Raw genomic sequence first — 25,008 nt, forward strand, 5'->3', positions numbered from 1 at the left:
GGCGCCCACAGCCTGCGGCGGCGCGGCGGGGGAGCCTCCTCCTCCGGCGGCGGCGGGGCCGTCGCGGGATCGTCCACGCTCAAAACGCCTGCCCCAGCGAGACATAGACCGCCACCCGCGCATCGCCGGGGCGGCGATCGAGCGGGGTGCCGACATCGACGCGGATCGGCCCGAAGCTGGAATAATAACGCACGCCGAGCCCGGTGCCGTAGCGCAGCCCGGAGAAATCGGGGAGCGCATCGGTGTAGAGATTGCCGCCGTCGAGGAACGGAACGACCCCGAAATTGCCGAAGCGGACGCGCGCCTCCAGCGAGAATTCGGCGAGGCTGCGGCCGCCGATCGGATCGTTGTTGAGATCGCGCGGGCCGATGCGCTGATAGCCGTAGCCGCGCACCGATCCGCCGCCGCCGGCATAGAAGCGCCTGGACGGGGCGATGCGATCGCGGCTGGCGCCGAGGATCGATCCCACGCGGACGCGGCCGGCGATGGTGGCGCGATCGCTCAGGGGCACATAGCCGGTCGCGTCGAACTGGGTCTTCACATAGGCGAAGGGGCTGCCCTGGAAGGAGACTTCGGGCGAGACGCGGCCGGCGAGGCGGAAGCCGCGCATCGGATTGAGCAGATCGTCCGATCCGTCATAGCTGAGGCTGGTGGGCGCGGCGGCGATGAAGAAGGTGCGGCGGCGGGGGATGTTGGTGGCGCCGACCACGTCTTTTTCGTCCGAGGCGAGCAGCTCCGCCCCCAGCGACCAGGTCCAGTCCTTCTGCCAGATGATGTTGGTCTGCCGTTCCAGCCCCGCGCCGAGCGTGAGGGTGCGGGCGTCATAGGCATCGCGATTGGTGTGGCTGGCCAGCACCTGCGCGGTCAGCACCCGATCGCGATCCTTGAAATTGTTGCGGCGGAGCTGGGCGCCGATCAATTGTTCCTGCGTGCCGGCCACGCCCCGGAAGGTGACGGCGCCCTCGGGCTTGATGAGGTTGCGGTGCTGCCAGCTCACCTCCGCGCGGAGACCTTCGCCCGTGCCGTAGCCCAGTTCGCCCGCGATGGTGCGGCGGGGCGCGCGTTCCAGCGCCACCACCATGTCCACGGTGTCGGACGTGGCGCCCGCGCGCGGCGTGATCGTGACCGAGGAGACGAGGCCCGTCTGGATGAGCGCGCGGCGGAAATCGTCCACCTTGGCGCTGTCATAGGGATCGCCGGGGGAGAAACGGGCGATGCGGCCGAGATGCTTGACCGAGAAGAGCTGGCGGCCCTGTATCTCGATATGGCCGAAGCGGCGGGCATGTTCGGGGACGACCGCAAGCTTCAGGGTGGCGGTATGGGTATCGTGATCGATCACGATATCCGGTTCCTCGATCTTGCCGAAGGGGAAGCCTTCGCGCCCCAGCGCCACCTTGAGGCCCGCGACCGCGGCGTTGACGGCGGCGGCATCGACCACGTCGTCCTGCTTGACGGGGAAGGCGTTGCGCAGGCTTTCCGCCTTGTTCCCGGCGGCTTCGAGGCCGGCCAGCTCCACCGCCGAGAAATGATAGACCTCGCCCGCATCGGCGATGAGGGTGACGGTGACGACACCGCCCCCCTGCCCTTCCACGCGGGTGCGGACGCGGGCGTCATAATAGCCGTGGGCGCGCAGCAATTCGCGCAGCATCGATTCGTCGCTGCGGGCGCGGCGATCGATCTGGGCCACGTTGGCGTCCTTGCGCTCGCCCGCGACGAGGGCGGAGAGCGCGTCGAACTGGCCGCGCAGCCTGTCCTTCGCGACGGCAAGCCCGTCGAGCCCGTCGATGACGATGCGATAGCGGCGCTGGGCATCGGCATCCACGGACGCCGCGGGCGGGGTTTCGGCCGGCGGGGCGGGCTGGGCGATCTGGGGCGGCGCGGTTCCGGGCGCGGCGGGCGGCGCGGGCGGCGGCGATTCCGCCGTGGCGGCGGGCGCCTCGTCCGGCGCATCGAGATCGGGCCAGGCGATGCCGATGTCGGGCAGGTCGTCCATCGGCGAAAGCGGGCCGGGCGCCGGCAGGTCCGGCCCCTGCGGCGCGACATCCACGGCGTCCAGCGTCCCGGCCACCTGCGCAAGCGCGGGGACCGGCCAGGCGAACAGGGCCGTGGCCAGCGCAAGATTCCGCGATGTGCGCCGGCGAACGTCCCACTGCATGGGGGTTAACTAGATCGGTTTTCCTTCCCACGGAACAGCCCTTGGCATCGCGACCCGCTATTTCGGGGCCGTTCGGCGATTTCGGGACATGATCGGTGGAAGAGGCGGCCGGTCCGCTGGGGGCGGTGATCCCGGAAAGCAATGGTCGGGGCGACAGGATTCGAACCTGCGACCCCCAGACCCCCAGTCTGATGCGCTACCAGGCTGCGCTACGCCCCGACCTTGCTTGTCCGAAGCCCGTTGCCGGGCCTCAGGCGGCGCGCTTTATCGGGGTCCGCCCGGACATGCAAGCCGCATGTCCGCCCGATATTGCAGCAGAGCCCGCGGGCGCGTAGATATTAGGTTGCGAAAGGAAACTTATCATGAGCGCGAACGAACGGGTCTATGGCGTCGCGACGCCCGAGCAGATCGCCGGAATGAGCGGGCGCGAGGCGCTGGAGGCGATGATCGCCGGCCGCCTGCCCGCCCCGCCCATCGCGCGGCTGATGGGATTCGAGCTGGTCGAGGTGGGCGACGGCCTGGCCATATTCGAAGGCACGCCCTTCCCCGATCTGCTCAACCCGCTGGGCGTGGTGCACGGCGGCTGGGCGCTAACGCTGATCGACAGCGCCGCCGGCTGCGCGGGCCATGCCACGCTGGCGCCGGGATATGGCTATACCAGCGTCGAGACCAAGGCCAATTTCGCCCGGCCGATCGCGCCCGACACGGGCAAGGTGCGCGCGGAGGGGCGCGTGCTGACGGCCGGCCGCAGGATCATCGCCACCGAAGCCAGGATCACCGATTCGCGGGGCCGGATCGTCGCCCACGGCACCTCCACCCTGATCGTGTTCCCGCCGGGCGGCTGATCGCCGGCCGGGGCCCGGAAACATCCTGCAACACGGCCACCGTTGCGCGGGCCGCCCTTCCCGTGATAGGCGCCCGCTTTTCCCGGGCCTTGTTGACGGCCGCGCTTTCCAGGAAGCCAATCCCAGATGTTCGTGACCCCCGCATATGCCCAGGCCGCCGGCGCCGCATCCTCCTCGGGCGGCAGCGTCGCCATGCTTGTCGGCCAGTTCGTCCTGCTCGGCGCCATTTTCTGGTTCCTCATCATCCGCCCCCAGCAGAAGAAGCTGAAGGAGCACCGCGCCAAGATCGATTCCGTCAAGAAGGGCGACACCGTCGTCACCGGCGGCGGCATCATCGGCAAGGTCACCAAGGTGGACGAGCATGAGGTGGAGGTGGAGATCGCCTCCCAGGTCAAGATCAAGGTCGTCAAGGCGACCCTGACCGACGTCCAGCCGCTCGGCGGCGCCAAGCCCGCCAACGACTGAGCCCGACCATGCTGGATTTCCCGCGCTGGAAGGTCTGGTCGATCCTCGGCTCGATCGCCATCGGCATATTGCTGGCCATACCCAGCCTGATCCCCGAGACGACATTGGCGCAGGCCGGGCTTTCCGGCCTGCCCCGGATCAACCTCGGCCTCGACCTTGCCGGCGGCAGCCACATCCTGCTGGAGGCGGACACCGCCGACGTCGCCAAGCAGCGCGTGCAGCTGATGGAAGAGAATGTCCGCACCGAGATGCGGCGCGGCGACACCAAGATCGACATCGGCGACATTTCCACCGCCGGCGGCAAGCTGAGCTTCTTCGTGCGCGACACGACCAAGCTGGATACCGCCGTCGAGCGCATCCGCACCCTGACCCAGCCCGCCGGCATGACCGGGCAGCGCGACTGGGACGTGGCGGTGGTCGATTCGTCGCGCATCGTGCTGACGCCGACCAAGTCGGGCCTCGACAATGCCGTGAACAGCGCGATGGACGTGGCGACCGACGTGGTCCGCCGCCGCATCGACGAGATGGGCACGCGCGAGCCGACCATCATCCGCCAGGGCAGCAACCGCATCGTGGTGCAGGTGCCCGGCCTGCAGGACCCGGAGGCGCTGAAATCGCTGCTGGGCAAGACCGCCAAGCTTGAGTTCAAGCTGGTGGACCTGACCGTGACCACCGCCGACATCGCCGCCAACCGCGCGCCGGCGGGCAGCCAGATCCTGCCCTATCCCGACAATCCCGGCGGCGTGCCGGCGATCGCCGTCTATCGCCGCGTGATGCTGAACGGCGACGAGCTGATCGACGCCTCGCAGGGCTACGACCAGAATGGCCGGCCCGTCACCAACATCCGCTTCAACGCTTCCGGCGGCCGCAAGTTCGCCCGCGTGACGACCGAGAATGTCGGCAAGCCCTTTGCCATGATCCTCGACGGCAAGGTGATCTCCGCCCCCAACATCAACGAGCCGATCCAGGGCGGCCAGGCCCAGATTTCCGGCAATTTCACCGTGCAGGGCGCCAACGAGCTGGCGATCGCGCTGAAATCCGGCAAGCTGCCGGTGGCGCTGAAGGTGGTGGAGGAACGCACCGTCGGCCCCGATCTGGGCGCCGATTCGATCCGCGCCGGCACGCTTTCCGCCGTGATCGCGACCGTCGCCGTGATCGTGTTCATGCTGGTGACCTATGGCCGCTTCGGCGTCTATGCCAACATCGCGCTGATCATAAACATCCTGATCATCATCGGCGTGATGGCGCTGGTGGGCGCGACGCTGACCCTGCCGGGCATCGCCGGCTTCGTGCTGACGATCGGCGCGGCGGTGGACGCCAACGTGCTGATCAACGAGCGCATCCGCGAGGAACAGCGCCGGGGCCGCAACGCCGTGCAATCGGTGGAGCTGGGCTATAAGGAGGCGAGCCGCGCCATCTTCGACGCCAACATCACCAACACGATCGCCGCCGTCATCATGTTCTCGCTGGGCACCGGCCCGGTGAAGGGCTTTGCCGTGGTGCTGATCATCGGCATCGCGACCTCGGTGTTCACCGCCGTCACCTTCACCCGCCTGCTGGTGGCCCGCTGGCTGCGCGCCAAGCGCCCGCAGCACATCACCATCTGATCCGGGGACCGGACCATGCGCCTGCTCAAGCTCGTTCCCGACAACACCAATATCGGCTTCGTCAAGCTGAGGTGGATCGCCTTCACGCTGACCGGCCTGCTGACGCTCGCCTCGGTCGCCCTGCTGGGCATCCGCGGCCTGAACCTGGGCGTGGACTTCGTCGGCGGCCTGATGGTCGAGACGGAGTTCCAGAAGCCGGTATCGCTCGACGAGCTGCGCCGCGACGTCGACCGGCTGGGCGTGGGCGAAAGCTCGCTCCAGCAGTTCGGCCAGACCAATGTCGTCTCGATCCGCCTGCCCCTGCCCGAATCGACCGATGAAGGCGCCACCAACCAGGTGGTGAAGAAGGTGCAGGGCGCGCTGGAGGCCAAATATCCGGGCGTCCAGTTCCGCCGCACCGACACCGTTTCGGGCAAGGTTTCGGGCGAGCTGATCCGCACGGGCGTGACCGCCGTGGTGCTTTCGATCATCGGCATCGCGCTGTTTTCCTGGTTCCGCTTCGAATGGCAGTTCGGCTTTTCGACCGCCGTCGCGATCATCCACGACGTGCTGGTGACGATGGGTTTCTTCGCGCTCACCCAGATCGAGTTCGACCTGAGCATCGTCGCCGCGGTGCTGACAATCGTGGGCTATTCGATCAACGACAAGATCGTGATCGACGACCGCATCCGCGAGAATCTGCGCAAATACCGCCAGATGGACATGCGCGCGCTGGTCGACCTTTCGGTGAACGAGACGCTGCCGCGCACGGTGATGACATCGCTGACCCTGCTGCTGGCGCTGGGATCGCTGCTGCTGTTCGGCGGCGACGTGATCCGCGGCTTCACCGCGGCGATGATGCTGGGCATCCTGGTGGGCACCTATTCCTCCATCTACGTGTCCTCCTCCCTGCTGATCTCGCTGGGCGTGACGGCCAAGAGCTTCGCGCCCAAGACCGCCGCCACCGGCGCCGAGCGCGTGACCAAGCGCGAGAATAAGGAGGGCGCCGTTCCCTGAGGGGGAGGCGCCCGAGGGGAACGGAATGGCGAACGGCCCGAAGATGGAGCGCGATCCGGCCCCCGAAGGGCCGATCGTGCGGGGATTCCGCGAACGCGGCTTCCTCGTTTCCGATCGCTACGTCCCCGGCGGGCTGAAGCTGACGCCCGACGACGCGCGCGACTGGACGGCAACCGACGTCGCGACGCTGACCGAGGCGGACGTGGCCGATCTGCTGGCGATGGCGCCCCCGCCCGAATTCATCCTGATCGGCACCGGCCGCGACATGATCCGCCCGCCCGTGGCCTTCGTCCGCGCGATCGAGGCGCGCGGCGTGGGCGTGGAGGCGATGGACAGCCGCGCGGCCGCGCGCGCCTGGGGCGTGCTGCGCGCCGAGGGCCGCTGGATCGCCGCCGCCCTGCTGCCCCTGTAGCCTCCTGCCATTGCGGCTGGGCGGGGCCTCGCCTGCCCGTCTTCCCCGCACAATCTTCGCAATCGGGCGCGCACCCTTCCCTTCCCGCTTGGCGGCTTTGAAAGGCTGGTCTAAGACCCACCGCCATGCGCTATATTGCCCGCCCGGTCGCCCTTGCCGTCGCCATCGCCCTGATCGCCCCGCTTGCCGGCTGCGCGAGCTCAGGCGCCAAGAAGGCCGACACCAAATATGTCGCCCGCGACGTCGACACGCTCTACAACGCCGCCAAGGAACGGCTGGACAAGGGCCAGTACAAGATCGCCGCCGCCCTGTTCGACGAGGTGGAGCGCCAGCATCCCTATTCCGCCTGGGCGCGCCGCGCGCAGCTGATGAGCGCCTTCAGCTATTATCTGGCGCGCCAGTATCAAAGCTCGATCCAGTCGGCGCAGCGCTTCCTTTCGATCCACCCCGGCAACAAGGATGCGCCCTACGCGCTCTACCTGATCGGCGTGGATTATTACGAACAGATCCAGGACGTAACCCGCGACCAGAAGATTACCCAGCAGGCGCTCGATGCGCTGGGCGAGGTGGTGCGCCGTTACCCCGACACGCCCTATGCCGCCGACGCCCGCCTGAAGATGGACCTGGTGCGCGACCATCTGGGCGGCAAGGAGATGGAGATCGGCCGTTTCTACGAACGGCGGCGCGACTGGCTGGCCGCGACCATCCGGTTCCGCAAGGTGGTGGACGAATATCAGACGACCACCCACGTGCCCGAGGCGCTGATGCGGCTGACCGAATGCTATCTTTCGCTGGGCGTGCCCGAGGAAGCGAAGAAGGCGGCGGCCGTGCTGGGCGCCAACTATCCCGGATCGAAATGGTACGAGCGCGCTTATGCGCTGGTGCAGAAGCACCCGGCCTGATCCCCGCCGTTCCGGCATGAGCGCCCCGGCGGGCCTGCCGTGCTGAGCGCGCTTTCGATCCGCGACGTCGTGCTGATCGAGGCGCTGGACCTCGATTTCGGGCCGGGCCTGGGCGCGCTGACCGGCGAGACCGGGGCCGGCAAATCCATCCTTCTCGACGCGCTGGGGCTGGCGCTGGGCGCGCGCGCCGACAGCGGGCTGGTGCGCAACGGCGCGCAGCAGGCGGTGGTGACGGCGAGCTTCGACCTGCCCGACGACCATGAGGCAGCCGAGCTGCTGGTCGAGAACGGTCTGGAGGCCGAGCCGGGCGAGCCGCTGGTGATCCGCCGCATCGTGAAGGCGGACGGCGGCAGCCGGGCGACGGTGAACGGCCAGCCGGCATCGGCCGCGTTGCTGAAGGAGCTGGCGCCCCATCTCGTCGAGATTCACGGCCAGCATGACGATCGCGGCCTCCTGAACCCGCGCGGGCACCGCGCGCTGCTCGACGCCTTCGGGCGGATCGACACGCAGACCGCGGCCAACGCCCATCGCGCGTGGCGGGCGGCCGAGGAAAGGCTGGCCGGGGCGGTCGCGGACCTCGAAAATGCGGCGCGCGACCGGGAATGGCTGGAGCATGCCGTGGCCGAGCTCAACGCGCTTGCCGCCGAGGCGGGCGAGGAGGAAGCGCTCTCCACCGCCCGCGCCGACATGCAGAAGGGCGCGCGGCTGGCCGAGGATCTGGAGGCCGTGACCGGACATCTCGACGGATCGGAAGGCGGCGCGGCGCAGCTACGGCAGGCGGCGCGGCGGCTGGACCGGATCGCCGGCGAGCATCCCCTGCTGGCCGAGGCGCTCGAGGCGCTCGACCGGGCGGTGATCGAGGCGGGCGAGGCCGAGGATCGGCTAACCGCCGCCAAGGAGGCGCTGGCCTTCGATCCCGATCGGCTGGAGGAAGCCGAGACCCGGCTGTTCGAGCTGCGCGCCATGGCCCGCAAGCATCGCGTGGAACCCGATGCCCTGCCCGCGCTTGCTGCCGAACTGAGCGAGCGGCTTGGGCGGATTGAGGCGGGCGGCGAGGGCATCGCCCGGCTGGAGGCGGAGGCGGCGGCCGCGCGCGCCGCCTATCTCGACGCCGCGACCGCGCTCACCGAGGCGCGCGGCACGGCGGCCGCGCGGCTGGACGCGGCGGTGGCGGCCGAGCTGCCGCCGCTCAAGCTCGACGCCGCCCGCTTCCGCACCGCCGTGGAGCCGCTGGCCGAGGCGCAATGGGGGCCGGCCGGACGCGACCGGGTGGAATTCGAGATATCGACCAATCCCGGCGCGCCCTTCGCGCCGCTGGTGAAGATCGCCAGCGGCGGCGAACTGAGCCGCTTCATCCTGGCGCTGAAGGTCGCGCTGGCCGAGGAAGGCGCCGCGCGGACGATGATCTTCGACGAGATCGATCGCGGCGTCGGCGGCGCCGTGGCGAGCGCGATCGGCGAGCGGCTGACCCGGCTGGCGGCGCGCGCGCAATTGCTGGTCGTCACCCACAGCCCGCAGGTGGCGGCGCGCGCCAACGCCCACTGGCTGATCGCCAAGAGCCACGACGGCACCGTCACCCGCACCGGCGTGACCGCGCTGGACGCCACCGGCCGCCGCGAGGAGATCGCCCGCATGCTGAGCGGCGCGGCGGTGACGGACGAGGCGCGGGCGCAGGCGGCGCGGCTGCTGGAAGCCGCGTAGCTTCCGATCAACCCTCCCTGGAAGGAAGGGACTTAGGGCGGACGGGCACACGGAGCGCCTTTCCAGAAGCATGCTGGTGGATGGCCGGTCCATGGCGCCGGCAACCAGCCTCACGATCGGCGAGACGGGCGATCGAGCATCGGGACATCCCGTGCGGCGCGCCGCCCTCTCCATTTCAGGAAGGGAGAGAAGCGCGGCGGACGATATCTCCCCTACGTTCCCACCCGCCCGAACGGCAGCAGCTTGCGGGCGATCGCCTGGGCAGCCTTGCCGTTGCCGGCGCGCAATGCCGGCAGCACCTGATCGATGCTGCGCTTCATCAGCCGATCGAGCGGGGTGGCGGCGGGCGCGGACGCGGCCTCCTCGGCCAGGCGGCGGGCGGCGGCGATATCGTCGTCATCGTGGCGGATGCGCATCAGCGCGGCCATGCCGGCGAAGAAGGGCCGGTTGCCCGCCAGCGCCACCGCGCGATCGAGCGCGGCCTGGCCGACATTGTGGCGCGCGCCCAGCGCCGTGCGCGCGACGAGGCCGCCGAGATCGTCGATCGCGTCGAGGTGCCAGCCGGCGATCAGCAACTGCACCTCCGCATCGTTCGGGTCGGCGGCGGCGAGGCTTTCGAAGATGCGGCGCGACATCTGCGCGTCCGAACGACTGCGGGTGAGCTTGGCGCGGTAGCCGATGGCGATGCCGCGCTGCATCGCCGCCTCGCGGTTGCGCGGGTCCGTCATCAGGATGGCATCGGCCCGCTGGATGGCCTTGCCGATCAGCGCCAGCGCGGTCGCCTTGTCCGCCGTCTGGAACGCCGCCTGGATCAGGATGTCGCGCGGGGTTTCCGGTGCGGGGGCCGGTGCGGCCGCGATGACGACAGGGGCAAGGATGGCGAGCGGCACGCCGCGCATGACAGTCAAATACTCCCTCCCCCCGGTGCCGGCACCATCGGCCGGCGGCTTCCTCAGGGGACGCACGGGACGGCCACCCGGTTCCCCTTATTCGCGCTCCACCAGCGCCGCCAGCGCGGTTTCGTCAAGGGGCGGCGCGCAGAGATAGCCCTGGTAGATGTTGCAGCCTTCCGCCGCCAGCAGGGCAAGCTGCTCCTCCGTCTCCACCCCCTCGGCGATCACGGCGAGGCCCAGCGATCGCGCCATTTCGATCACGCCGCGCACCACCACCCGATCGCGCGCCGATCCGGTGATGTCCTGCGCCAGCCGCTGATCGATCTTGAGATAATCGAGCGGCAGCGCCTTCAGATAAGCGAGGCTGGAATAGCCGGTGCCGAAATCGTCGATCGCCACCCGCAGCCCCGCCGCGCGCAATTCGCCCAGCATGGCCGCCGCATGGCCGAGATCGTCGATCAGGCCGCTTTCGGTGACTTCCACGGTCAACCGCGCGCGGGGAAAGCCGGCATTGTCGACCAGCGCCAGGAAGCGGGCGACGAAGCCCGGCCGGGCGATATCGGCGGCGGTGACGTTGACGGCGAGGCGGAGCCCCGCCCGCGCCCCGCCCCAGCCGGCGGCGATGCGCAGCGCCTTGGCCTGCACATGTTCGGAAAGCTGGACGAGATAGTCCGATCGCTCGGCCGTCGCGAACAGGGTGGCCGCCCCCAGCGCCCCCAGTTCCGGATGGCGCCAGCGGGCAAGCGCCTCGATGCCGACGACCGCGCCGGTGGTGACGGAAACCTGCGGCTGGAAAAGGATGCCGATCTCGTCCCGGTCGAGCGCGACGCGCAGGTCCACCTCCAGCCGGCTGGCGCGGGCCACCTGCGCCTCGTCCACCGCATCCAGCGCGCGGGCGGCGCCGTCCCCCGCGCGGGCCTCGGCCAGCGCCAGGCTGGCGCGGCGAATCAGGGCATCGCCCTCCTCCGTCCCGTCGGGCGCAGCGATGCCGATGCGCGAGGAAAGCGAGACGACATGCTGGTCCACCGCGAAGGGCCGGGCGATCGCATCGGTAAGCTCCGCCGCCAGCCGCTCCGCATCCTCGACGGTGGCCGGCGGCGCCAGAGCGACCGCGAACTCCGCGCCGGCCACCCGCGCCACGCAGCCGCGCCGCGCCATCGCCGGATCGAGCTGGCGTTCGATGCGGCGGGCGACCGCCTGGAGAACCTTGTCCCCCGCCAGATTGCCGAAGGCGGCGTTGATCGCATCGAAACGGGTGACGGCAAGCAGCATCAGCACGCAGGCCGGCCCTTCCGCCATGCCGGCGCGCGCGGCCGCCGGCGCGCCGCAATGGCGATCCACCCAGCGCCGCAGCGCCGCGCGATCGGCAAGCCCGGTCAGCGCATCGCGGCTGCGGCGATCGCGGCGGCGTTCCGGCGCGGCATCCGCCTTCGCCACGTCCCGCCGCCCCCGCGCCAGCCGATCGGCATGGCGATCGGCGAAGCGGAGCATCTGCGCGAATTCCGCCTCGCCGAAGGGGCTGGCCAGATAATGGGTCGCGCCGGCGGCATGGACCGAATCGAGCGCGGCGACATCGCCGCGCGACAGCAGCACCAGCAGCGCGCCGGCATTGGCCTCCACCGGATCGGCGAGCAGGCGGGCGGCGGCCAGCCCTTCCTCCAGCGCGCCGCGGGCATCGACCACGGCCACCTGGGCGGCGCTGGAAAGGAAGGGGCGCTCGACATCCGCCGCCTCGCCCCTGCCCGCCAGGACCACGCGCCAGCCGGCCCGTTCCGCCATGCCGCCGATCTCGTCACGATGACGGAACGACACCAGGAAGATCGCCGGGATGGCGGCCACAGGCCCGCCACTGGCCTGTTCCGCAACGCTTTCGTGGCGCGGCGCGATAGCTCTCATCCTTCGATCGATGGTTTCGCGCGATGCTAGTCCGCCTCGCCGTCCGCGCCAATGGGCGAAAATGATGCCACGTTACGTTAACGACATGATTGCGCCCGGCCCGCCGGGCTTGCCCCTGGCCCGCCCCGGCCCTAGCTTCACCCCCATGACCAGCATGGCGCAGACGGGTGCCGCCGGAATCGCCCCGGCTAAAGCCCTGATCGACGGATTCGGACGCCGAATCACCTATTTGCGCATTTCGGTCACCGATCGCTGCGACCTGCGCTGCCGCTATTGTATGCCCGAAGCGATGGCCTTCAGCCCGCGATCGGAGATCCTTTCGCTGGAGGAGATCGCCGCGATCGCCGATGCCTTCGTCGCGCGCGGCGTCCGCCGGATAAGGCTGACCGGCGGCGAGCCGCTGGTGCGGCGCGGCGTGCCCGATCTGGCACGGATGATCGGCCGCCATCTCGCCACCGGCGGGCTGGACGAACTGACCCTCACCACCAACGGCACCAACCTCGCCCGCAACGCCCAGGCCCTGTTCGATGCCGGCATCCGCCGCGTGAACGTGAGCCTGGACAGCCGCGATCCCGCCACCTTCCGCCACATCACCCGGCGGGGCGAGGTGGAGAAAGTGCTGGACGGCATCGCCGCCGCCACGGCTGCCGGCCTGGGCGTGAAGATCAACATGGTGGCGCTAAAGGGCCTGAACGAGGACGAGATCGAGCCCATGCTGCGCTGGTGCGCGGCGGAGGGGCACGACCTGACCCTGATCGAGACGATGCCGCTGGGGTGGATCGAGGAGGATCGCACCGATCGCTACCTGCCCCTGACCGGGGTGCGCGAGGCGATGGCCGCCCGCTTCACCCTGACCCCGCTGATCGACCGCACCGGCGGCCCGGCGCGCTATTATCGCGTGGAGGAGCTGGGCGCGCGGATCGGCTTCATCACGCCCCTGACCGAGAATTTCTGCGCCGGCTGCAACCGGGTGCGGATCACCGCCGGCGGGATGCTCTACCTCTGCCTGGGCCAGGATGCGCGCGCCGACCTGCGCGGCGCGCTGCGCGCGGGCGGCCCGGCGGCGCTGGACGCCCTGCTGGACGAAGCGATGACGAGGAAACCCGAACATCATGATTTCCATATCGACCGGCGCGGGGCGGCGCCCGCCGTGGCACGCCATATGAGCGTCACCGGCGGATGACGACCGAGCACAGGCTGGCGCTGGTCCCCTCCCCCACCGAAGCCGCGCAGGCGGCCGCGGTGGTGCTGCGCGACCGTTATGAATGGGTGCCGATCGAGGAAGCGACGCTGGTGGTGGCGCTGGGCGGCGACGGCTTCCTCCTCCAGACGCTGCACGCCATGCTGGACAGGCGGCGCATCCTGCCCGTGTTCGGCATGAACCTGGGCACGGTGGGCTTCCTGATGAACGAATGGAGCCCCGATCTTCTGGAAAACCGGATCGGGCGCGCCAAGACCTTCACGGTGACGCCGCTGCGCATGGATGCGGAGACGGTGGACGGCGAGACCGTATCCTATCCCGCGATCAACGAGGTGTCGCTGCTGCGCGAAACCCGGCAGACGGCGAAGCTGGAAGTGCTGGTGAACGACCGCGTGGTGCTGCCCGAGCTGGTGTGCGACGGCGTGCTCGCCTCCACGCCGGCCGGCTCCACCGCCTACAACCTCTCCGCGCAGGGGCCGATCCTGCCGCTCGATTCGGCGATGATCGCGCTGACGCCAATCAGCCCCTTCCGCCCCCGCCGCTGGCGCGGCGCCATCCTGCCCGAACGCACGCGAATCAAGTTCCGCGTGCTCGATCCGGTGAAACGGCCGGTGAGCGCGGTGGCCGACCAGCGCGAGGTGCGCGACGTGGCGACGGTATCCGTCGCGATCGACCGGGCCAGCTCGCTCACCCTGCTGTTCGACCCCGAACATGCGCTGGACGACCGCATCACCATGGAACAGTTCGCCGTCTGAAAAAGCGGAAAAGAGGGGCTTGCAACCCGCGACAAGCCGCTGCTATAGGCGCGCCTCGCCTCGACGCCTTGGTCGGGACGAATGGTGATCCCCGGTAGCTCAGCGGTAGAGCATCCGACTGTTAATCGGACGGCCGCCTGTTCGAATCAGGCCCGGGGAGCCAACTTGAAACTCCAGAGCCACCCGACCCGGTCGGGGGCTCTGCGGGCGGGGCTCCAGACACAATTTTCTCAAGCATATCAAATGGTTCGCGGAAGGTGACCGTCAGCTGGCCGTTTGCCCACGTGCTGTTCAAAACCAACAGATTCAAAGCGATGTTTTTGCCGTTTTGTGACTGTAGGTTGAAGGTTGAGTGAGCCTTCCGAGCAAGATTCAGCAGCGCGATACCATCGTCGACGAATGCGTCTTCCGCATTGTGGAGGGCATCTAGTCGCCGTAGACAGACCGCCCGCTCTTCGCGCCACGTCGCTGCCATTCGATCATGCATGTCGCTCGATATCCGACCGTCAAGACTATCGACATAAAGAGTGTCCAGGCGATGCTGTAGCCGATCGGCGTCTGCCCGCAGTCGGGCAATCGCCTCAACCCGCTCCCGGCTCTTATCTGTGTGAGATTCGCGAATAGCCCGCTCGATGAGCGAGAAGACCTCGTCATCCATGTGCAAACGGGCGAGTTGCTCCGAAAATGCCTTTGCTAAGGCTTCCTCTCGGACGTACTTCTCCGGGCATTTCTGCTTGAATCCGGAACAGTGGTAATAAATGTAGCGGCCACGCTGCATCTGAGCCACGACCGCACACCCACAGTGTCCGCACGTGATAAGGCCCGTGAACGCAAATCGTAATGGCTCGGCACGAACATTGCTCGCGCTGCGACCGTCCAGAACCTCCTGGACGTTCTCCCATGTCTCGCGGGTTACGATCGGCTCATGGGTTCCCTGAAAAAGGCGTCCTGCCCACTCGAAGGCCCCTGCGTAGAGCCGGTTCCGAAGCATGTAGTGGATTGTGCTGATTCCAACCGGCCGTTGGCTGCGACGATAGCGGAGGCCGGCAGCTCTCGCTTTTTGTGTAACCTCCTTCAGAGCATAATCGCCAGTCTCGAACCATTCGAAGACGCGGGTTACGATGGGTGCGAGGTCGGGGTCAGGAACGATAATTTTCTTCCCAAGAGGCCCGACGACGTTGAGATACCCCAAAGGCGCCTGAGAGGGCCAGATGCCCTGCTTCGCCTTCTCCAGCATGCCCTTGCGGGCCTCTTCCGACAGATTGTCCACATAGTTCTTGGCCATGAGAACCTTGATCCCATGCATGAACTTTTCCGAAGAGCGCGAATCGCGAGAGAGGACCGTTCCTTCCTTGACCAGATGGAGCTCGATGTCGAACCCATCAAGCGTTACCCAGTCTTTGATGTTGCGATAGAGCCTGTCCGTCTTTTCCACCAGCAGATGTCGGACGCCTGGATGCCCGCGGAGATACTTGAGCATCGCCTCAAACTGAGTTCGACCCGTTTTTTTGGCGGTTTCAACGTCTACGTACTGCTCGACGATGAGGAGACCCACGCGCTCGGCGTATTCACGCACTAGAGCCACCTGGGCGTCGATCGAGAAGCCTTCCTTTTCCTGCTCAGCGGTAGATACGCGAGCATAGAGGACAGCCTTCTCGGTTCCGGCGGGGCGTCCCCGACCAGTTTGCTGCGCTTTGGGTTTACGTGGGCGTGCCATTTTCTCTGTCCTGAATCCTACCAAACGCCGTCCCATCCCCCCTTCCCTCCACTAAACGGCGAAGGACATAATTATGTGGGTGGCGATCGACGTAACTGTCTTCGCTTTTCATAATCGGATTTCCGAGGCCGTCCACGGGGTTTGCCCCGAGGGTTCTTTTCCCGGATCGCTGCGGTCGGATCAACGGCGGACACCTCCCACTCGACGAGCATCCAGACATAATCGGCGAGATTGCCCAGCATGTTTCTGGCCTCGTTTTCGGAGACTTGCCGTTGCATTCTCTGCTCGAAGAGCGCCTGAGCATCGAGAACTAACTGCCGCGACAGCGCGCCTCTCCTGACCGTCCAACGGTCCTCTCTGCCGGACGGTTCATCCACGAAAGGCACGCGCGCCGTCTCGTCTACCTCATCGGAGACAGGTTTCACCTCGCCATAGGTGGTGGAATCGAGCCTAGTCCGCCTCATTGCTTCACCGACGAGCGATCAGCGCCAAAGACGCGGCTACCGAAGCGATTCGCCAGATGGCGCGATACGGCGGCGGCATACCTTCGCTGTCGCCAAGCCGTTGGACTATGATAGACGCCGACCGCTTTCCAATAGTCGCGTGTTACGGACAGGCCTTTGAGGAATATCCATCTCGCCGCCTGCACGTTGAAACATGGATCGCGAATCAGCCAAGCGCGCACTTCGGCGGGCGGGCGACCCACAGCATTAGCGAGCTTCGGCACCCAGAAGCTGTTGACCTGAAGTGGACCGAGGTCATGCGTGCCGTTGGTGTTGGCGATTTCGGCACCGATCCAGCCTGCCTCTTGGTCGCGCAGACCCCATAAGGTTTTTTCAAGCCAAGCACGGCCGCCTGATGCCTGCCGAATGCAGTCACCTATGCGAGCCTCGTGAATAGCCGCCGCCACAGGCCGCGCATTCGCGCCCGCTGGAGCAACAATCAGGATGAGCAGCGTCAGAAGCCGGCGGGTATGTCTGGCGTTAGCGATCATGGCCGGCGTCGTGATCCTGGGAGGGCGCGTGGGCAGATTCAGGAGCCGGTCGCGGCGCGGCCGTAGCGGACCGCCCGTCTTCGTGATCCTCTGCTTGGGCGGGACTTCGGTCGAGCAGCGAGACAATCCATCGATCCAGAATGGTCGCTGCGGACTGAGCACGGCTGGCGATGCGTTCGACTATCCCCCTCGGGCGAGAGATTTCCGAGGGTTCTCGTTGCGCCGCGGACCGATCCTCGCGTGCCTCGCGGGCTTCGCGATCGGTACGCTGCTCGGCTCGGAGCCGATCCCAGCGTTCCCCGTGGCGGGCCGTCCGGCCCCTTACGCTGTCCCGTTCGATCCGTCCCAGACCCTGGAGCGAAGAGGTCTTCTCGCCCGAGCGCTGTTTCAGCTTTTCGACCAGCCGCTTCCGGTCCTCTGTCCAAAGCTTCGCGCCGAACCTCGCGCGGGTGATGGCGGTGTAATAGTTCTGGCCAGTGACGAGCGGCGAATTCACCGGCGCAAGGAGGTAGACCCGATCGTAGGTCTTGGACTGCGCGGAATAAACGGTTTCGCCGTAACCATGGTCCCAGTTCTTGTGCTGAGACAGATCGATCTCCTGGTTCCTGCCGTCTCGATCCCAGCGGATTGTCGCGAGCGTACCGTCGAGTCGCTCGACGGTGCCGCGCTCGGCGTTCTTGAGATCCAGGTCCCGATTGACCAAGCGCCATTGGATCCGGTCGCCGGCGGCAAGTTCGCGCTTCTCTTCCCTGAACACATTGATCTGGGAGGCCCGGCCCAGACGTGGGTCCCATAGGATCGTCCTGCCATGCTCATCGACTAGATTGACCGTCTGGCGCCCGCGAGCGTCCCGCCCTACCCCAATCACCTTGTACTCGGCATCTCGGGCGATCCCGAGGCCGGCATTATCGCGTGAGAACACCACGACCTGGCCCCGGGAATAGAAGCGCGCGAAATGTTTCTCCTGGTCGGTCATGCCCGAGGGCGAGAGGATCGAGAGCCGGGCTTCTTCGGCCGCGAGCGCGCCTTCGGATTTGAGAGTTTCGCGGACCTTGGTGTTGACGATCAGACGGGTCGCGTTCTCAAGCACGAGGATGTTGGTCTTCGCGCGCTGTTCGGGACTGAGCCTTGTCCAGTCGGCGACCAGCCACTCCGCCAGCTTCTCGCTGCTCGCACCGGTCGAGACGGCCTCGAGCGCCTTGAGGGAGCCCTCGTAATTCTGGAGACGGGCCAGCCGGACGGCCTGCATGATCCTCTCGTCCTGCTGACGAATTGGATCCTTCAGTTCCGCCCTTGGCATTCCCAGGCGCATCATCAACCAGAAGGGCTTGCCCTGCTCGATCGCCCCCGTTTGCCGGGTGTCTCCAAGTAGGATGAGGCGGGCGCCGGTGGTTCGGCTGATCTCAAGCAGCCGGGTCGCCTGGCGGTTGCCAAGCTGGCCAGCCTCGTCAACCACCAGGACATGGCTGTCGTCGAGCTTTGCTCCGCCGGTGGCAAGCAAGCTCGCCACCGTGCGCGACGGAATATCGGCCTTTTGACCCAGCTCAGCGGCAGCCGACGAGGTGGGAGCGAGTGCGATCAGGGTCGCGTCCTCACCGACAGCCTCGTGCAATGCGCCAATGATTGTGGATTTACCCGAGCCGGCAACACCGTGCACGGCGACAACCCTGTGGTTGGTAGTTCCTATATGCAGGAGCGCGGTTCTCTGCTCGGGCTTGAGATCGCGGGCGATGCCGGCATCGCGAAGCGCTTCAACTGATGCCAGAGGCCGCGCGTCGTTCAGGGCAAGCGCCAGTTGATCCGACAATGCTATTTCCAGCCGGGCTGTCTTTCGGGTGGTGCGACCGCGCGTATGGATTTCGTCACCGGTACGATGCCGGGTCTCCAATAACTTCGCGCGCGCCTGATGTTCCTCCGCGACGGGGCGGATGTCGGAGAGTCGAACCTCCCCCACGTGGGAGGCTAATGCCGTCTGCAGCAACCGTCCCAGGTTGTTGACCGCCTCCTTGCCCTCGGATTGTCGGATACCGAACAACATCGCTCGCGCCGCCGTTTGATGTTCGACGTCGAGCTTGCGATCTCCGACGTTTTCCGCAGCCGTCTTGGTCTCTTTTACCGCGTCAGCATGTTTACCAAGCCGCCCTTCCCATCGCTGGTGCAGATCTTCGAGCGACACCTTCTGCTTGGGACCGCGGGTAACGTAGAACGCCTGCTGCCGCGCCGCCTGCCCGGTCAGACCATGTTCCTTCGCATGAGCCTCGATCTGCTCAGCGCGCTGGGACATCTCGGTGATCAGATCCCTGGGGATGCCCTTGATTTCGAAGAGGCCGCGTCGGGGATCGAACTCGACCTCATAGCCAAGCTCCTTGAGAAGGTGCGCCAGTTCGTTCCGATAGGCCTGTCCCGCTGCCATCTGCTCGGCGAACATAGCGCGCGTCTCGAGGCTGACCTTCTTTGCGCCATCACGTTCATCGGTGATGTTCATGACGACGACATGGGTGTGAAGATGAGGATCGAGTTCGCGCGACGCGTGCTCAGTGAAGCGCGCATAGATCAGCCGCCCGGTCGTTCTCTCGACAACCTCTCGATTGACGCGAAGCCGCATCGTAGCGTGCTCTTCGAGGTAGGAGAGCGCGACCCCGACCGCCCGCTCATGCGCCTGTATGATACGATCATCGCCTGCCACCAGCGCCATGATCGAGACCGATTTCGGAGCGTTGACCGCGAAATCCCAGCCCGGGTGATGCTGGATGTTGCCATCCTTGCGGCGACGGCCGAGCTGTTGATCACCAACTTTGCCGGCAAGAAGCTCCTTGAAAACGCCGGGATCGACCTTCCCTTCAAGGCCGAGTTCGGCGGCGACCTTGCCACCCCATTCGGAGTGCTCGTCGGCGCCTTTGGTGTAATAGTCGCCGACGGTATAGTAGCGGGCGATGTTCGTGGGTTTCCCCTTCAGGCGGATGGGATTGATCATGCCGGCCTCGCTGTGTTGCGGGCGCCGTCATGGCGGCCGTGCTGGCTGAGACGAAACCCCGCGGGCTTGCCGAACAGCTCGAGCGGAGGTGAAGTGGGTGCCGGTTCGTTGTCCCCGTTCGGATGGGACGGCGACATCGGGCCGGCACTTGGGGCGCCATCCGATGTTCCTGTCTCTTTTGGTGGCGGAGGAAGTGGCAGCTCGGCCTCATGCGCCTTGGGATCGGGCCGTCGTCGCTTCTGGGCGCCCGCCCTCGGCTTAGCCGGAGGCGGCGGCGTAACCGGAATAGCCGGCGTCGGTGGGACCGCGACCGTCAGCCGAATGGGCGGTGCTCCGCGCTCCTCGAACGCCTCGGCGACAGAAGCGACCTTATGGTAGCTGTCCTCGAACCGGACCACCGGCAGGCTGCGTCCGAAGCGCAGATAGCCCGTCAGGTTGGGTAGGTTGGTGACCTCAGTGTGCATGACCAGGGGCCGCGTCACCTGCATGCGGGATAGGTTCACACCGTCGCGCATGTCGTTCACGCCATAGGACATGCCTTCGTTTGCCTCGACCTGCTCGACCTGGCCGAGGTTCTCGCTGACATGCTTTGCGGTCGGGGTGTCGTTGGCTCTGAGCGCCACCCACGTCGAGCAATAGCCGGTGATCGCGGCGGCGTCCTGGATGCCGTAGGTCGCCTCGAGCTGAGGGTAGCTCTGAAAGCCGAGGATGCCACAGCCACCATATTTCCGGGCGCGGGCAAGGAAGTCGCCGAGCGATGGCAGACGCTGGAGCGTCGGCAACTCATCGATGACGCAATAGAGGCGGCGGTTGCGATCGGCTGTCATACTCATGATCGCGCTGATCGCGATGTCGAGCCACACCGTGATCAGGGGGCGGAGCGAGGGAAGCTGGTCCGCCTTCACGGTGATGAAGAGCCAGCTGTCGTCCCTCTCGTTGGCAACCCAGTCGCGTATCGAGAAGCCGTCGGCGGTATCGTCGAGATAGGAGAAGCTGCGCATGACGGAGGCAAGCTCGGCCTGGATACCCGCGCTGGTGCGCTCGCCCTCGGTCGAGATGAACGCCGCCGCATCGGTGCCGGCGGCGAAGGCAGCGAGATCCTTCAGCTTGGAGCGCAGCAGCGTGTCGAGCAGGATCGAGACGAGAGTCCGTTCTTGGCGCGCCAACTTCCGCAAGACGGCGACCAGAGTCCCGCGCGCTGCCTTTGCCCAAAAGGGGTCGCCAGTCTTGTCCGGGATCGTGGACTCGGCGATCTGGTCGTAGTGATAGTCGCGAGGAACATCGACCCATGGCGACCAGCAATCCGCCCGGGCGTCGAGTGGGTTCAACAGCACGTCGATACCGGGCCGGTAGAATTTCTCGACGAAGGTTCCGGCCGTATCGTAGACGATGGCGCGGCGCTTCCGCTTGCGGATGCCGTCGAGCATTTTGACGATGATGTTGGTCTTGCCGGTGCCCGGAGCGCCGCAGATGAGGATATGCTCCGGCTCGAAGGCGTCGGGCACGTTGACGCCGCCGATTTCGAAGCTGCCCTTGGCGTAGCGCCAGAGCGCGCGGCGAACCTGCCGAACGGTTCCAAAGCGCGCGCCGCGCAGGAAGTGGTTGGAGCCGAGCCCCCTCCCCGTCCGGGTGAAATAGAACCAGGCCCAGAAGAGCATGGCGAGGGCGAAAAGCCCGGAGAGCGCTGCACCGTGTAGCAGATAGGTCTCGAAGGCGGCGAGCGTCTTGTGGGCGACACCTGAGTCGAGCAAGCCCTTCGGTGTCGTCCAATATTGCTTACCCGCGGGTGTCTTGAACAAGATCGGGGTCGCGCTGCCGGGAACAGTGTCCCCCATGAAGACCGCCTGGCCGAGCTTCACCAGAACGAAGCGCTCATACTCTGAGGACTTCTCCAGCGCGTACCAGATGATCCCACCGATCCAGATGATGAGTCCTGCAAGGAAGGTCTGGTAGAAGACCTGGGTGGTCATCCGGACGTTGTGGACGATGGCTTGCCCGCCGCGGGTCCAGGAGCCCAGCGTGTCGTGGCGGAAGATGCTCATGGCCGGTCCCGCTCGGGATCGAGCAGCCCCCTTTCGCGGAGGAGCCGGCGCGCCTCACCCAGCCCCTTCTGGAGGATGTCGGGCGAGCGCTCGCCGACCGATGTGGCGAGGATGGCGAAGGCCTGGATGACCGTCGCATGGAGCTCATCGAAGCGGGCATGGTAGCCCGAAGGATCTGTGCCTTCGAACCGTTCGAGGATGTCGCGACAATAGGTCGCGGCGCCGAGTCCAGCATTGCGCGCCTGGACAGAAAGGCGCGCATAGAGGTCATCGTCTATGCGGATAGTGATGCGTGCCAAGCGGCGGACTCCTTGTCCGGCACGCCAGCAACGTGGTGAAGCGTCACCCTTATAGCCGATTTACGCCGTGATCTCAACAATTTATCGAAACTGCCGCTGGCAGCCAGAGAGTGCCAAGCGAGATCAATCGCTTAGGCCCGCATCACTCCGGGCCCGGCTGCCGGCGGCAGCCGATCAGTGCCAGATCGACAGCCGCTCTGTGCCCTCGGAAAATGGCGGAAAAGCAGACGATTCGCGCCCGCAGCACCCGTGCGTGGGGTGCATTACACCCGCCTCCGGCGTGCGTCCCTCGCCCGCAGCGCGCTTGCCCGCTGCGCCCGTCGATCCCGATCGGCGCGGGTCTCCCCGGCAGGGGAGCCGCGCTTGATTGGTTGCGCTCTGTTGGCGGGAAGGCGTTGCAAGCGAAAGCTCCTTGGTGGATAGTCGGGACTGGCGAGCAGACCTCCTTCCTAGAAGGAGTCCAAACATGCCCAAGATGACGGAACGGGAACGGCTCGCGAAGATCGAGGCCGACCAGCGCAACCTCGCGCAAGAAGCCGAGACGGTGCGGCGCGGATTGCGCGCGCAATATGGAAAGGTCGCGACGGAGCTAGCGGTCGAGAGACTGAGCGAGCGCGAGTTTCGCGATGTGCTCGCCCAAGCGATCCGGGTCGGTGGCAGTGCCGCGCTGGCAGCCTTGAAGGCGCTTCCCGCTGCGTCCGATGATCCGCCCGCACGGGGTTTGCCGGTCAAGACTGGTGCCGCCGCGCGGGGGAAGTCCGGCGCTACGCCGCCGCCCGGATCGGAGGCCGGAGGNGCGAGCCAGGCGACGGTGCAGCCTTAGCGGAAAGGGGAGCGACGTTGGCGGGCGGAACGCCCGGCAAAAGGAGCGACGCGGGGGAAACCGTTCGGGTTTCCCCCGCTCGTGCGACAAGCACGACAAGGGACCGGCTGCGGTGTGCCGCGCCGGTCCCTCTCGTTGGGTGGTCGTCCGATCAGGCCGCTATGACGCGGCGCTTGCGCTTGATCGGCACATCGGGTTCCTGATCGGTCCGCATGAAAACATGCGTGGGCACGCGGTGCCCCTGTTCCGGGTTGAGCAGGTCATAGAGGCTCGACTGGATGCCGGAACCTTCGCACAGCAGCGCCTCGACCGGCATAAGCTCGGCAATGTCGCGGTTGCGCTTGAAGCCCTTGCCCTTGCCGCGTCCATAGAGGCCGAACGCGATACAGACGACACCGCGCTGCGCTGCCCATGCGGCGGCGGCGGCGTCCACACCGGCGCGCTGCCCGGTGGTGACAAGCACCATGTGCGGGATGCGCGCCCTGATCTGGTCGAGCCTGTTCCAGATGACGCGCCAGTCGTGCCAGTCCTGCGGGCCGGAAACGACGACGACGGGGCCTTGCGGGTCGTAGCGATCGCGCCGCCGCTCGGATCGTGCGCGCAGGAAGTCGAGCGCGGAAATCTGGCTGGCGGTGGTGACATGGGACGCGCGCGATCCCCGAGCCGGGGACCATGGGCGACCGGCATAGGCGCGATACATCGCGGCGGCATAGTCGCGCATGGCTTCCATGGCGGCGCGCTGCTCGGCGACCGACTGGCATTCAAGCTGGGTGTCTTCCAGTTCCTTGTTGAACACCTCGCCCGGCTCCAATCGGCGCGCCATATCGCGGATCGTGTCGGCCAGCCTGTCCTCGCGGCTTTCGAGTTTGCCCGCGACAAAGTGGAAGCTGTTAACGAAGCCCCATGCGAGTTCGGGCGCGAGTGGGTCCAGCCGCGTATCGCCTAGCAGGTCGAAAATGGCGGCGACGATGCCCCCGCATTCCGCCTGCGCCGCGAGCGGATCGGGCATGGTGTGTTCGGCAGGGTCTTCGCCCGCGTCGATGATGGTGAGGGGCAAGGGATCGCCGAACGATGCCACGAAATCGGGGGTGGCGGTGAGTTCGGCATAGAGTTCCGGCAGGTCGGCAAAGCTGCTAACGCTGCGCAAGGCCGTTGGCTTGCTCATGGGATGGGTTCCTTTGGTCGGGTGACGGTTCAGGGTCCGGGGAAGCGTTCCAGCGCTCCCCCGGCCCGCCTTGGTGCCGCTTAGAAGGGCACCTCATCGTCAAGGCTGCGCCCGTTCCCGGTATATTCGCCGCCGGGGCCTGCGGTGCTGCCGCCGGAGAAGCCGCCGCCCGACCGTCCGCCGAAACCGCCCTGCCGCTGGCCGCCGCCGGAGCGTCCGCCAAAGCCGCCGCCCTGTGCCTCGCGGTCGCGTTCGCGCCGCCACTGGACATCGAAGCCGTTCGTCTCGTCCCCGAAAAGGGCGATGGGGAGCGGCTCGCGGAAGCTCGGGTCATCGACCATGCCGGACAGGAACACCTCGTCATTGGACTTCATGCGGCGTTCCCAGACGACACCGATCTGGATTTCGTCGCCCGCGCGGTTCGTCTCGTAGATTTCATAGACGGGGGCGCTGTCGCTCTGTCGATCCTCGACACGGCGCATGATGAGGTAGGGAAAGCGCATCTCGCGAGTGGCGATCTTGCCGATAATGTCGCTGGCGCGTTCGTCGAACTTGAAGCTACCGATCTTCATGACTTCATCCTTTCTCTCGGGTGCGGGCCGTTTCTCTTTCCCGGCCGCATCCAAACCCTACTCCCTCCCCTCCATTACTTCCATGTTATTGATTTATTGACAGATTTTCATCGTGCATGGTGAGCCCGAGCACAGACGGCCGCGTCAGCGGCCCACAAATGACGAAGACGCACCGGCCGCGCAGCGGTCGGTTCCGCTTGAATGGAAAGGGAGCGTGGGCCGGCTCGATCGTCATCGCACCCGGAGCCGCCCTCGCAGGTCCGAAGGCGCAGGGCGGGGCTCTTGTCCGCAAGAAGCACGGGAGGGGCTCTAGCGAAGCTTGGCGAAAAGGGGCCGGCGCTTCTGTTGAAAACAGACAAACATCGCCGGCCCCTTTTCGCCTAGCGCAGCTTTGTCCCGACGCAATTCTTGTGGACGAAACCCGTCCTGCAACGCACGGATCCTGCGAGGGCGGCGAAGGGGGCGATGCGATCGGGCTGGCTCCACGCTCCGCATCGCGCGACTAGCGCGATTCCTTAGGCGAAGCCTGCATTGCGGTGGTCGTGCGGCTGGACTCTTCGGTCGAGAAGGAAGCGCCTGACCTGCCGCGCGCAC

The 25,008-nt window shown here is 66.8% G+C and carries 19 protein-coding genes and 2 tRNA genes; 10 read left to right on the forward strand and 11 right to left on the reverse strand.

Features of this window, described 5'->3' with window-relative positions:
- Positions 1-79 precede the first annotated feature (79 nt).
- Complete coding sequence (locus tag BHE75_RS17555; RefSeq protein ID WP_070934613.1) at positions 80-2,155, reverse strand: autotransporter assembly complex protein TamA; 2,076 nt, start codon at positions 2,153-2,155, stop codon at positions 80-82.
- A 142-nt stretch (positions 2,156-2,297) separates the two neighbouring features.
- Positions 2,298-2,374, reverse strand: a tRNA-Pro gene (locus BHE75_RS17560).
- Positions 2,375-2,517: 143 nt separating this feature from the next.
- Between BHE75_RS17560 and BHE75_RS17565 the strand changes: the two genes are divergently transcribed.
- The 7 genes from BHE75_RS17565 (at position 2,518) to recN (ending at position 9,083) form a co-directional block, all read left to right on the forward strand.
- The gene (locus tag BHE75_RS17565; protein ID WP_070934614.1) at positions 2,518-3,000 is read left to right on the forward strand and encodes a PaaI family thioesterase; all 483 of its coding nucleotides are present in this window, start codon (positions 2,518-2,520) and stop codon (positions 2,998-3,000) included.
- A gap of 126 nt (positions 3,001-3,126) precedes the next feature.
- Positions 3,127-3,465 (forward strand): preprotein translocase subunit YajC, encoded by a 339-nt coding sequence (gene yajC, locus BHE75_RS17570; protein ID WP_015458156.1) that lies wholly within the window; start codon positions 3,127-3,129, stop codon positions 3,463-3,465.
- An 8-nt stretch (positions 3,466-3,473) separates the two neighbouring features.
- Positions 3,474-5,072 carry a protein translocase subunit SecD gene (secD, locus tag BHE75_RS17575; RefSeq protein ID WP_015458157.1) on the forward strand — a complete coding sequence of 533 codons (1,599 nt, stop codon included), beginning with the start codon at positions 3,474-3,476 and terminating at the stop codon, positions 5,070-5,072.
- 15 nt (positions 5,073-5,087) lie between these two features.
- On the forward strand, positions 5,088-6,068 hold the full coding sequence (secF, locus tag BHE75_RS17580; protein ID WP_070934615.1) for a protein translocase subunit SecF: 981 nt from the start codon (positions 5,088-5,090) through the stop codon (positions 6,066-6,068).
- A gap of 25 nt (positions 6,069-6,093) precedes the next feature.
- Complete coding sequence (locus BHE75_RS17585) at positions 6,094-6,480, forward strand: Mth938-like domain-containing protein (protein ID WP_015458159.1); 387 nt, start codon at positions 6,094-6,096, stop codon at positions 6,478-6,480.
- Between the two features lie 125 nt (positions 6,481-6,605).
- Positions 6,606-7,382: an outer membrane protein assembly factor BamD gene (locus tag BHE75_RS17590; protein ID WP_015458160.1), complete on the forward strand. Its 777-nt coding sequence runs from the start codon at positions 6,606-6,608 to the stop codon at positions 7,380-7,382.
- 39 nt (positions 7,383-7,421) lie between these two features.
- On the forward strand, positions 7,422-9,083 hold the full coding sequence (gene recN / locus BHE75_RS17595) for a DNA repair protein RecN (protein WP_070934616.1): 1,662 nt from the start codon (positions 7,422-7,424) through the stop codon (positions 9,081-9,083).
- Positions 9,084-9,295: 212 nt separating this feature from the next.
- Here the strand turns inward: recN and BHE75_RS17600 are convergent, their stop codons facing one another.
- On the reverse strand, positions 9,296-9,982 hold the full coding sequence (locus BHE75_RS17600; RefSeq protein WP_070934617.1) for a hypothetical protein: 687 nt from the start codon (positions 9,980-9,982) through the stop codon (positions 9,296-9,298).
- Positions 9,983-10,069: 87 nt separating this feature from the next.
- On the reverse strand, positions 10,070-11,872 hold the full coding sequence (locus tag BHE75_RS17605) for a putative bifunctional diguanylate cyclase/phosphodiesterase (protein ID WP_438830596.1): 1,803 nt from the start codon (positions 11,870-11,872) through the stop codon (positions 10,070-10,072).
- A gap of 145 nt (positions 11,873-12,017) precedes the next feature.
- Here BHE75_RS17605 and moaA point away from each other — a divergent pair, with 145 nt between their 5' ends.
- From moaA to BHE75_RS17620, 3 genes are all read left to right on the forward strand, one after another.
- Positions 12,018-13,055, forward strand: a complete 1,038-nt coding sequence (gene moaA / locus BHE75_RS17610; RefSeq protein WP_070934618.1) for a GTP 3',8-cyclase MoaA — start codon at positions 12,018-12,020, stop codon at positions 13,053-13,055.
- Positions 13,052-13,828, forward strand: coding sequence for an NAD kinase (locus BHE75_RS17615; RefSeq protein WP_015458165.1), 777 nt, complete (start codon positions 13,052-13,054; stop codon positions 13,826-13,828). The genes moaA and BHE75_RS17615 overlap by 4 nt, the downstream gene beginning before the upstream one ends.
- 88 nt (positions 13,829-13,916) lie before the next feature.
- Positions 13,917-13,991: transfer RNA gene (locus BHE75_RS17620), tRNA-Asn, on the forward strand.
- Here the strand turns inward: BHE75_RS17620 and BHE75_RS23480 are convergent.
- From BHE75_RS23480 to BHE75_RS17655, 7 genes are all read right to left on the reverse strand, one after another.
- Positions 13,950-15,581, reverse strand: a complete 1,632-nt coding sequence (locus tag BHE75_RS23480) for a recombinase family protein (protein ID WP_368073073.1) — start codon at positions 15,579-15,581, stop codon at positions 13,950-13,952. The two genes, BHE75_RS17620 and BHE75_RS23480, sit on opposite strands and share 42 nt — an antisense overlap.
- Positions 15,582-16,005: 424 nt before the next feature.
- Positions 16,006-16,539, reverse strand: coding sequence for a lytic transglycosylase domain-containing protein (locus tag BHE75_RS23485; RefSeq protein ID WP_254684485.1), 534 nt, complete (start codon positions 16,537-16,539; stop codon positions 16,006-16,008).
- On the reverse strand, positions 16,529-19,513 hold the full coding sequence (mobF, locus tag BHE75_RS17630) for a MobF family relaxase (protein ID WP_070934620.1): 2,985 nt from the start codon (positions 19,511-19,513) through the stop codon (positions 16,529-16,531). The genes BHE75_RS23485 and mobF overlap by 11 nt, the downstream gene beginning before the upstream one ends.
- A complete protein-coding gene (locus BHE75_RS17635) occupies positions 19,510-21,555 on the reverse strand; it encodes a type IV secretion system DNA-binding domain-containing protein (protein ID WP_070934621.1) in 2,046 nt (681 codons plus the stop codon). The genes mobF and BHE75_RS17635 overlap by 4 nt, the downstream gene beginning before the upstream one ends.
- Positions 21,552-21,854 carry a hypothetical protein gene (locus BHE75_RS17640; RefSeq protein ID WP_070934622.1) on the reverse strand — a complete coding sequence of 101 codons (303 nt, stop codon included), beginning with the start codon at positions 21,852-21,854 and terminating at the stop codon, positions 21,552-21,554. The genes BHE75_RS17635 and BHE75_RS17640 overlap by 4 nt, the downstream gene beginning before the upstream one ends.
- A gap of 974 nt (positions 21,855-22,828) precedes the next feature.
- Positions 22,829-23,842 carry a DUF2493 domain-containing protein gene (locus BHE75_RS17650; protein WP_070934624.1) on the reverse strand — a complete coding sequence of 338 codons (1,014 nt, stop codon included), beginning with the start codon at positions 23,840-23,842 and terminating at the stop codon, positions 22,829-22,831.
- 80 nt (positions 23,843-23,922) lie between these two features.
- On the reverse strand, positions 23,923-24,414 hold the full coding sequence (locus BHE75_RS17655) for a DUF736 domain-containing protein (RefSeq protein WP_070934625.1): 492 nt from the start codon (positions 24,412-24,414) through the stop codon (positions 23,923-23,925).
- Positions 24,415-25,008 lie beyond the last annotated feature (594 nt).

This window comes from Edaphosphingomonas haloaromaticamans, from assembly GCF_001853345.1.
Classification (GTDB): Bacteria; Pseudomonadota; Alphaproteobacteria; order Sphingomonadales; family Sphingomonadaceae; genus Sphingomonas_E; species Sphingomonas_E fennica.